Here is an 8260-nt window from a genome sequence, read left to right as displayed (position 1 = left end):
GTGCCGGGCCCGGGCGCGAGGCGCGGGCCCGGCACCCGGGATCAGCGTGCGCCGAGGTCCTGCAGCGCCTTGTCCGCGCCGCGGTGCAGCGGTACGGGGTCGGTCTTGCGGGCGTTGTCCAGGCTGATGCCCTTGGCGGCCGGGTTGGCCTGGGCCAGGGCGTCCTTCTTGTCGAACACCGTCCGGGTGATCGCGCAGGCCACGTTCGCGTTGAGGTCCTTGCGGACCAGCAGCACGTTCGGCACCACGATGGTCGGGGTGTCCGCGGCTGTCTTGTAGACGTCCGCGCCGATGGTCCCGGCCTGGTACGCCGGGTTGAGCTCGGTCATCTTGGGCAGCAGCGGGGTGATGTCGATGAACTTCACCTTGTCCCCGGCGGTGGTGAACAGGTCGGTCAGGCCGCCCGTGGGCACCCCGCCCGACCAGAAGAGCCCGTCGACGCTGCCGTCCTTGACACCCTCGACGGACTTGGTCAGGTCGAGCCGCTGCGCCTGGACGTCCTTGGCCGGGTCGAGGCCGGCGGCCTCCATCAGCCGGTTGGCGATGACCTCGGTGCCGGACTTGGGCGAGCCGGTGGAGATCTTCTTGCCCTTCATGTCGGCGACCGAGTTGATCCCCGAGTCGGCCCGGACGACGACCTGCGTGTAGTTGTCGTAGATCCGGGCGAGCGCCTCGACCGGCTGCGGGGCCGTGAAGGTGCCCTTGCCCTGCACCGCGTTGACCGCCGTGTCGAACAGGGAGAAGGCGACGTCGTACTGGCCGCCGACGAGCTGCTCGACGTTCTGCACCGAGGCGCCGGTCTCGGCGGCGGTGCCGGTCAGCTTGCCCTCGGTCGCCCCGGAGAGCTGACCGGCCAGGGCGTTGCCGACCACGTAGTAGACGCCGGTGGCGTTGCCGGTGGCGATGCCGACCCGGGTGCTGTCGGTGACCTTGCAGGTGATCTCACTGGCGGCGTCGTCCTTGGTCGCGCCGCCCTGACGGCCCCCGCAACCGGCGGCGCCCGCCGCGACGAGGGCCAGCGCACCAACCCCCGCGGCGATCCGCACGTTGATCCGTCTCACTGTTTTTCCTCCCCATGGTTCACCTGTACCGCTGACGGCCCGCCGGTCCGGCCGGCGGATCCGCGTCTGACGAGCACACCCGCCACCATGACGGCGGCCAGGACGGCGCCGATCGCGACGGGCACGGGTTCGAGCCAGAGCAGCGTCAACCCGGCGAACGCGCCGACGATCCGCTCCGGCGTGCCGGCCGGGCCGACGCCGGGCAGCCAGCCGCCCGCCGCCACCGCCAGCACGGCGACGCTGAGGGCGGCGACCGTCGCGGCGACGGCTATCCGCTGCGCGCCCCCGATGCCGAGCAGCCCGAGGCCGGTCGGGGTGACCACGAAGGCGAGCGGGATGAGGTAGGCCGGCAGGGCGTACCGCAGGGTCTGCCACATGGTCGGCACCAGTCGGCCGCCGGTCACCGCGGCGGCCGCCACCGCGGCGAGCGCGGTCGGCGGGGACGCCTCGGACAGGACCGCGAAGTAGAAGACGAACATCGCCGCGGCGGGCGCGGTGACGCCCAGGTCCAGCAGGGCCGGGCCGATGATCACCCAGCCGATCACGAACGACGCGGTGACCGGCACGGCCAGCCCGAGCAGGGTGAGGGCGACGGCGGCGAGCAGCGCGGTGAGCGCCAGCACCACGGCCGGCTCCGAGCTGACGGCCTGTGCCCCGCTGACCAGCAGGGCCGCCGCCTGGGGGCCGAGGCCGGTCTTGGTGGTGGTGGCGGTGATGATGCCCGCGGCGGCGCAGACCGCGCTCACCGCGAGGACCCCGCGCACCCCGGCGCTCAGCGCGGCGAGCAGGCGGGCCGGGGTGAGCCGGTGCCGACGGTCGAGGAAGGACAGCGCGGCGGCCAGGACGGTGGCCAGCACCACGGCCTTCGTCGCGGAGAACCCGACGGCCAGCAGCCCGACGATCGCGAAGAGCGAGAGGAAGTGGTAGCCGAAGCGGGCCAGCAGCCGGCCGGCGGAGGCCGTCTCGATCACGACCGGTCGCACGCCCGAGCGCCGGGCGTCGATCTCGACCGCGAGGAGGATGCCGAGGTAGTAGAGCACCGTCGGGACGGTCGCCCAGCCGAGCACCTGGAGGTAGGACACGCCGAGGTACTCGGCGATGATGAAGGCCGCCGCGCCGAGGGTGGGCGGGGAGAGGATCGCCCCGACGCCGGCCGCGGCGAGCATGCCGCCCGCCCGCTCCGGCGGGTAGCCGGCCCGCCGCAGGACGGGCCAGGTGACCGCGCCGATGCTGACGGTCGTCGCCGCGCCGGACCCGGAGACGGTGCCGAGCAGGAAGCCGGAGGCCACGGCCGTGCGCCCGGCGGCCGTCCGCGAGCGCCGGAAGGCGGCGGCCGACAGCTCCACGAAGAACCGGCCGGCGCCGGAGAGGTCCAGCACCGCGCCGTAGATGGTGAAGAGCACGATGTACGTCGCCGCGACGTCGAGCGGGGTGCCGTAGAAGCCGCTGTCGGAGTTGTAGAGGGCGTCGACGATCTGTCCGAAGTCGAGGCCCGCGTGGGCCACCGGCCACGACTGGGGCAGCAGCCCGCCGTAGTAGCCGTAGCCGAGGAAGACCACGCAGACCGCCGGCAGGATCCATCCGGTGGTGCGGCGGCACGCCTCCAGCAGCAGGAGCAGCAGGACGGTGCCCATCGCCACGTCCAGGCCGACCAGCAGGCCCTGCCGGTCGAGGAAGGCGTCGTACCCACCGCCGCCGGTACCGAGGCCGAAGGGCAGCACCGGGTAGAGGCAGCTGACCAGCGCCGCGCCGGCCAGGACCCAGTCCGGCAGGGTGGGGCCCCGGTGCCCGGGGCGGTCCGTGGGCGCGGCGGCGGTCGGCCCGTCCGCGTCCTTGCGGCGCGGTCGCCGGGGCAGGCGCAGATCCGCCGGGTACGCCAGGAAGACCATCGGCAGGATGCCCGCCAGGAAGACGATCAAATAGAACTTGCTCCCCTGCGGCAGCGGGGCGAACACCTGCCAGAGGGCGAGCAGCGCGATCGCCAACGTCGTTCCGGTGACCAGAACGCCGATCGGCCCGGACAGTTGCCGCCCGGGCTTTTCGTCCTCGAACTGCGCGGCGAGTTCCCGTGCATCGGTCGTGGCGCCGGCGGGATCGGAGCGATCGTCCGCCTCGGGCGGCAGCGGGACCGGACCGTCGTCCAGGGGCCCGGTGGCCATGGTGGACGGCTGCTGGGGGGACTCGCCGGAAGAACGCACTGGTGGCACGAGGGGGCACGATACGCGAATAACAAACCCGGCGGAATATTGCTGATCATGATTGCAGTCTGTGATTAATTTGAACCCCGATCACGCAGAGAGACCACAATTGAGTCCGGATTTGTCGCCGGGCGGAATGCGTAATTGGTAAGAATGCGGCAAGCCGGGAGCGGTTTCCATCCGATCCGTCCACTCTGGTCCCGTAGCGGCGTACGCCTGCCCTCGCGGCGCGCCACCGTCGCCGCGTCGTCGCCGCCGCACCGGGCGATCACACAGCGTGGTTTTCGTCGCTCTCCGTCGCCAAACGGGGCCTGACCAGGGCACCTGTGCCCCCTACCGCCCGACCCCACTCCTGTCGCCCGGCCCCACCCCTACCGCCCGGCGACGACCCGGCCGGATCCGGTGGGACGTGTCGGAACCGACGGTTATGGTCGGGCGGTGACCATGGCTCCACCACTCATCCAGGCGCGGGCGCTGGTGAAGCGGTTCGGCGACTTCACCGCCGTCGACGGCATCGACGTCGAGGTGCGTGCCGGCGAGGCGTTCGGCTTCCTCGGGCCCAACGGCGCCGGCAAGTCCTCGACCATGCGGATGGTCGGGTGCACCTCCCCGCCCAGCGGGGGTGAGCTGCGCATCCTCGGCATGGACCCGGTCCGCGACGGGCCGGCGATCCGGGCCCGGCTCGGCGTCTGCCCCCAGCTCGACAACCTCGATCCCGAGCTGACCGTCCGGGAGAACCTCACCACCTACGCGCGCTACTTCGGCATCTCCCGCCGGGTGGCCCGCGAGCGGGCCGCCGAGCTGCTCGACTTCGTCCAGCTCACCGAGCGGGCCGACAGCCTGGTCGAACCCCTCTCCGGCGGCATGAAGCGGCGGCTGACCATCGCCCGCGCACTGGTCAACGAGCCCGAGATCGTCCTGCTGGACGAGCCGACGACCGGCCTCGACCCGCAGGCCCGGCACCTGGTGTGGGAGCGGCTGTTCCGGCTCAAGCAGCAGGGCGTCACGCTGGTCCTCACCACGCACTACATGGACGAGGCGGAGCAGCTCTGCGACCGGCTGGTCGTGATGGACGGCGGGCGGATCGTCGCCGAGGGCTCGCCCCGCGCGCTGATCGACCGGCACTCCACCCGGGAGGTGGTGGAGCTGCGGTTCGCCGCCGAGTCTCAGGAGGCGTTCGCCGGCAAGCTCGACGGCCTGGGGGAGCGGGTCGAGGTGCTGCCCGACCGGATCCTGCTCTACGTGTCCGACGGCGACGCGGCGGTGGCCGAGGTCGGCGCGCGCGGGCTGAGCCCGGCCAACGTGCTGGTCCGGCGCAGCAGCCTGGAGGACGTCTTCCTCCACCTCACCGGCCGCACCCTGGTCGACTGACCGGCGGGCGCGTCCGCCGCGGCACCTGCGGCGCGGGCCCGGCACCCCGCCACGCCGGGCGTCGGGTGCGACGGCGACGGCCGTTCCGTAGCATCGGCGGGCCGGTGGCACCTTGGCCGCCCGGCGACGCACCCGGGGGGTGTCATGTCGAGGTTGGAGTTCCAGTCGCGTCACCAGGCCGGCCTCGCCGCGCTCTACCTGGGCGTCTTCGCGACGATCTGGTTCAGCGTGCCGGCCGCCGACCAGCCGCTGCGCGCCCTGCTGGTGGTCGCGAGCGGCGCGGCGCTGGTCACGGCGGTGACCGGAGCCGTCGTGGTGGCGCGCAGCCGGGGCGCCGGGCACGCCGGCCGGGACCGCGCCGCCGACCGTCGCTACCTGCTGATCGTTCTCGCCGAGTTCGCCGCCGCCGGGCTCGGTGCCGCCGTGCTCGCCCTCGCCGGGTGGTCCGAGTTCGTCCCGGTGCTGGTCTGCGCCGTGGTGGGGCTGCACTTCTTCCCCCTCGTCCCGGTGCTGGGCGACCCGCTGCTGTGGCCGCTCGGGGTGGCCATGTGCGTCGTCGCCCTGGCCGGGCTGGTCACCGCGCTCGCCTCGGCGGTGTCGGCGGGGCTCGTCGTGGGCACCGGCGCGGGGCTGCTGCTGCTCGGCTACGCGGTGCTGGCGCTGGTCCGCGCGTTCCGGCGGCGCTGACCCGGCTCGGCGTGGAAGCGGACGACAGGCCGACCGGGCCGCCGTAGGGTGGTCGCGGCTGTCGTACCGGCGGGATAGAAAGTCGTGGTGGACGCGGAGCGAGGCGGGGGTGGTCGCGTGAGCGTGACGGAGTCGGCGCGGGAGCGGTCCCGGCCGCCGCTGCCGCGGGTGCCCGCCCTGCCGGTGCTGGCCCATCACCTGGCCGGCTACCGGCGCACCTGGCGGGGCGGGTTCTTCTCGTCGTTCCTGCTGCCGGTGCTCACCGTGCTGGGTTTCGGCGTCGGCGTCGGCGGCTACGTCGACCAGGGCGTCGGCGGGGTGCGTTACCTGGACTGGATCGTGCCCGGCCTGATCGCGTCGACCGCCGTGCAGGTGGCGGTCGGCGAGTCGACGTGGCCGGTGTTCAGCAAGTTCCAGTGGATCAAGACCTACTTCGCGCAGAGCGCGGCGCCGCTGCGGGTGGTCGACATCCTCACCGGCCACCTCGCGTTCGTGCTGTTCCGCGTGCTGTGCAGCACGGCGGCGTTCCTGCTGGTGACGACCCTGTTCGGCGCGGTGCGCTCGCCGTGGGCGCTGGCCACGCTCCCGGTGGTGGTGCTGCTCGGCCTGGCCGTCGCGGCACCGACCTTCGCGTACGCGTCGGTGGTGTCGAGCGACAGCTGGCTGGCGATGCTGCTCCGCTTCGCGGTGATCCCGATGAGCCTGTTCGCCGGGGTCTTCTTCCCGGTGGAGTCGCTGCCGGGGGCGCTGCGCTGGCTGGCCTACGCGACGCCGCTGTGGCACGGCGTCGACCTGTGCCGGGCGGCGACGCTCGGTGTCGCTCCGCAGTGGTCGGTGCTCGGCCACCTGCTCTATCTCGCGGCCTGGTCGGTCGCCGGCTGGCTGCTGGCCCGCCGCGCGTTCCGCCGCAGGCTCGTCGTCTAAGAGGGGTGCCGTGGTCGCTCTCGTCCTGCCCCGGCTGGTGAACGTCGCCGCCGCGTCCCGTCGCTCGATCTCGGTGGCCGAGCGCAACGTGGCGGCCCTGAAGCCCGTCTACTGGCTGCTGCTCGCCTCCGGCATCGTCGAGCCGCTGCTCTACCTGTTCTCGATCGGTGTCGGGGTGGGCGCGCTGATCGGCGACCTCACGCTGCCCGGCGGCGAGGTCGTCGCCTACGCGGCGTTCGTCGCGCCCGCCATGCTCGCGTCGTCGGCGATGTCCGGCGCGCTGGCCGAGACGACCTTCAACTTCTACGGCAAGTTGAAGTACATGAAGCTGTACGACGGCGTGATCGCCACCCCCGTGCAGCCGTTCGAGATCGCACTGGGGGAGCTGGGCTGGGCGATGCTGCGGGGCAGCGCCTACTCGGCCGCGTTCCTCGTCGTGATGGTGGCGATGGACCTGACCACCGCCGCGCGGGCGCTGGTCGCCCTCCCGGCGGCCGTGCTGGTCGGCTTCGCCTTCGGCGCGCTGGGGATGGCGATCTCCACCCTCATGCGCAGTTGGCACGACTTCGATCTGATGGCTTCCGCCCAGTTCACCCTCTTCCTCTTCTCCGGCACGTTCGTGCCCGCCCAGGACTACCCCGCCGTGCTGCGTTGGCTGGTCGAGGCGACCCCGCTCTACCGGGCGGTGCACCTCATCCGCGGCATCTCGACGGGCACGGTCGGCGGGGAGTGGGTGCTCGACGTGCTCTACCTGCTCACGGTGATGACCGTGGGGCTGCTGGTCGCCTCGCGCCGGATGGGCAGGTTGCTCTACGGGTAGGGGTTAACCGTCGCCGCTGCCGGGGCATGTCGAGGGGGACGACACTCCGAGCACGAGGGAGGGGCGATGGCCTCCGACCAGTCTTCCGCCCGCAGCGGGCGCGACCGCGACGATTCCGGGGCGGTGGCCGCCGGCCGGGTGGGCGACCGCCGGACGGGCCACGCCGACCGGGGGGCCGACCCCGCGCGGCACCGCCCGGGTCGCGGCCCGGTCGGGCCCGACGAGGGCCCCGACAGCCCAACCGAGCTGCCGGGCGCCGGCTGGAAGGCCGCGCTGCGCCGCACGGTGCGGGAGTTCCAGGACGACAGCCTGACCGACTGGGCGGCGGCGCTGACGTACTACGGGGTGCTCTCCATCTTCCCCGGCCTGCTGGTGCTGGTCTCGATCCTCGGCCTGCTCGGCCCGGGCGCGACCCAGGGCGTCAAGGACACCGTCAACCAGGCGGTCCCGCAGGGGGAGATCCGGCAGATCGTCGAGGGGGCGATCGACCAGGCACAGCAGAGCGGCGGCTTCGCCGGCTTCGCCGCGATCCTCGGTCTGCTGGCCGCGTTCTGGTCGGCGTCGGGTTACGTCGCCGCGTTCATGCGCGCCTCCAACACCATCTACGACGTGCCGGAGGGGCGCCCGATCTGGAAGACGCTGCCGATCCGCGTCGGGGTGACCGCCGTGATCGGCGTGATGCTGCTGGCCAGCGCGGTGATCGTGGTCTTCACCGGCGGCCTCGCCGAGCAGGTCGGGGAGGCGATCGGGCTGGGCTCCACGGCGGTGACGGTGTGGAACATCGCCAAGTGGCCGGTGCTGCTGCTCCTGGTCAGCCTGATGTTCGCGATCCTCTACTGGGCCTCGCCGAACGCGCGGCACGGCGGCTTCCGCTGGGTCAGCCCCGGCGGGGTGCTGGCCGTGGTGATCTGGCTGGTGATCTCGGGCCTGTTCGCGCTCTACGTCAGCAACTTCGGGTCGTACAACAAGACGTACGGGGCGCTCGCCGGCGTGATCGTCTTCCTGATCTGGCTGTGGCTGAGCAACATCGCGATCCTCCTCGGCGCGGAGTTCGACGCCGAGTTGGAGCGCAGCCGCGCCATCGAGGCGGGTCACTCCCCGGACGAGGAGCCGTACGTCGAGCTGCGCGACGACCGCAAGCTCAAGAAGAAGCGCAACGCCGCCAACCGCCGCTGACCTCCGGCCACCCCGCCACCCGC

7 protein-coding genes are annotated in these 8260 nt (G+C 72.8%); 5 read left to right on the top strand and 2 right to left on the bottom strand.

Translation table 11 applies throughout. From position 1 onward, the window contains the following. Positions 1 to 41: 41 nt before the first annotated feature. Both ACSNN9_RS26760 and ACSNN9_RS26755 read right to left on the bottom strand, forming a co-directional pair. Positions 42 to 1061, bottom strand: coding sequence for a TAXI family TRAP transporter solute-binding subunit (locus tag ACSNN9_RS26760; RefSeq protein WP_436676018.1), 1020 nt, complete (start codon positions 1059 to 1061; stop codon positions 42 to 44). After that, positions 1058 to 3220: a TRAP transporter permease gene (locus tag ACSNN9_RS26755; protein WP_436676017.1), complete on the bottom strand. Its 2163-nt coding sequence runs from the start codon at positions 3218 to 3220 to the stop codon at positions 1058 to 1060. Before ACSNN9_RS26755 ends, ACSNN9_RS26760 begins: the two co-directional genes overlap by 4 nt. Before the next feature lie 477 nt (positions 3221 to 3697). Here ACSNN9_RS26755 and ACSNN9_RS26750 point away from each other — a divergent pair, with 477 nt between their 5' ends. From ACSNN9_RS26750 to ACSNN9_RS26730, 5 genes are all read left to right on the top strand, one after another. Then, entirely contained in the window at positions 3698 to 4630 is a 933-nt protein-coding gene (locus ACSNN9_RS26750) for an ABC transporter ATP-binding protein (protein ID WP_357878677.1), read from the top strand. Positions 4631 to 4774: 144 nt separating this feature from the next. Beyond that, positions 4775 to 5317, top strand: coding sequence for a hypothetical protein (locus ACSNN9_RS26745; protein ID WP_436676016.1), 543 nt, complete (start codon positions 4775 to 4777; stop codon positions 5315 to 5317). A 123-nt stretch (positions 5318 to 5440) separates the two neighbouring features. Beyond that, entirely contained in the window at positions 5441 to 6241 is an 801-nt protein-coding gene (locus ACSNN9_RS26740; protein WP_436676020.1) for an ABC transporter permease, read from the top strand. Positions 6242 to 6251: 10 nt separating this feature from the next. Beyond that, positions 6252 to 7061 carry an ABC transporter permease gene (locus ACSNN9_RS26735; RefSeq protein WP_436676014.1) on the top strand — a complete coding sequence of 270 codons (810 nt, stop codon included), beginning with the start codon at positions 6252 to 6254 and terminating at the stop codon, positions 7059 to 7061. A gap of 66 nt (positions 7062 to 7127) precedes the next feature. Beyond that, positions 7128 to 8237 carry a YihY/virulence factor BrkB family protein gene (locus tag ACSNN9_RS26730; protein WP_436676013.1) on the top strand — a complete coding sequence of 370 codons (1110 nt, stop codon included), beginning with the start codon at positions 7128 to 7130 and terminating at the stop codon, positions 8235 to 8237. The last annotated feature ends 23 nt before the right edge of the window (positions 8238 to 8260 follow it).

The organism is Micromonospora sp. URMC 107 (genome assembly GCF_051386315.1).
Classification (GTDB): domain Bacteria; phylum Actinomycetota; class Actinomycetes; order Mycobacteriales; family Micromonosporaceae; genus Micromonospora.
This window is presented reverse-complemented; position numbering and strand designations above follow the sequence as displayed.